Annotated in this window: 1 protein-coding gene; it reads left to right on the top strand. The window is 60.3% G+C overall.

Translation table 11 applies throughout. The features are described 5' to 3' along the window. The first annotated feature begins 94 nt into the window (after nucleotides 1-94). A protein-coding gene (locus tag PKKP23_RS33390; protein ID WP_126880076.1) for an IS3 family transposase occupies nucleotides 95-1,305 on the top strand; the annotation gives its coding sequence in 2 pieces (ribosomal slippage) (nucleotides 95-410 and nucleotides 410-1,305; 1,212 coding nt in all). Nucleotides 1,306-1,336: the final 31 nt, after the last annotated feature.

Here is a 1,336-nt window from a genome sequence, read left to right as displayed (position 1 = left end):
TGGAGCAGCCCCCTGAATCTCCGGACACAGTCTCCCACTTACAATAGCGGGTAGGCATAAGACTGTGTTTTTGACTAACAACAAGCAAGAAGTGATGGAAGTGTTGGCGGGGCCGGAGCGCCGGCGGCGGTGGTCAGCGGAAGAGAAGCTGGCGATGGTGCGGGAGAGTTTTGAGCCGGGCAAGACGGTCTCGATGGTGGCACGCCAGCGCGGGGTGAATCCGAATCAGCTATTTCACTGGCGCAAGCTATATCAGGATGGCAGTTTGTCGGCCGTCAGCGCCGGCGAGGAAGTCGTGCCGGCGTCGGAGTTGAGCGACGCGCTCAAGCAGATAAAGGAACTGCAACGGCTGCTGGGCAAGAAGACGATGGAGGTGGAAATCCTCCGCGAAGCCGTGGAGTACGGTCGAGCAAAAAAATGGATTGCGCGCTCGCCATCGTTGCCGGGGGACGACCAGTGAAGCAGGTTTGCGACGTTCTCGGTGTGGCGCGCTCAAACGTGGCGGCAAAACTTGCTCGACCCGCTGATTGGCGAGACGGGCGCACGGCTCGACAAACCGATGACGCTGAACTGGTGGAAGAAATCCGGCGCGTAATCGCTGACTTGCCGAGCTGGGGTTACCGACGCGTGTGGGGCACAATGCGCAGCGAGCGGGAACGCCAGTGCGCGGCTTCTGTTAATGCCAAGCGGGTTTATCGCGTGATGCGCGTACATGGCTTGATGCTTGAGCGCAGGCCCAAGCCGCCGCGCCCACAGCGTCGGCATGATGGCAAGGTTGCGGTGCCCAGAAGCAACCAGCGGTGGTGCTCCGATGGTTTCGAGTTTCGTTGCGACAACGGCGAGCCGCTGCGCGTGACCTTCGCGCTCGATTGCTGTGACCGCGAGGCCATGAGTTGGGCGGCAACGACCGGTGGTCATAGCGGCGATGTTGTGCGTGACGTCATGCTGGCGGCCGTTGAGCATCGCTTCGGCAACGTTTCGAAAGCGCCAGTGCAAATCGAATGGCTCAGCGATAACGGTTCCGGTTACATCGCCGAGAAGACCCGGACATTCGCCTCAGACATTGGACTCAAACCGCTCACGACGCCTGTGTGCAGTCCGCAGAGCAACGGCATGGCCGAGAGCTTCGTGAAGACGATGAAGCGCGACTACGTGGCCTTCATGCCCAAGCCAGATGCGGTGACTGCTGTTCGCAATCTAGCCGTCGCGTTCGAGCATTACAACGAGAAGCACCCGCACAGCGCGCTGAAATACCGCTCGCCACGCGAGTTCCGACGTAGGACCGATTCATCAACCTTAGTGTGAGACGGTGTCCGGAAGTACGGGGGCAAATCCA

The organism is Paraburkholderia kururiensis JCM 10599 = LMG 19447, assembly GCF_003986935.1.
GTDB lineage: Bacteria > Pseudomonadota > Gammaproteobacteria > Burkholderiales > Burkholderiaceae > Paraburkholderia > Paraburkholderia kururiensis.
Note: the sequence above shows the minus strand (reverse complement) of the source record. Positions and strands in the feature narration are given on the sequence as shown.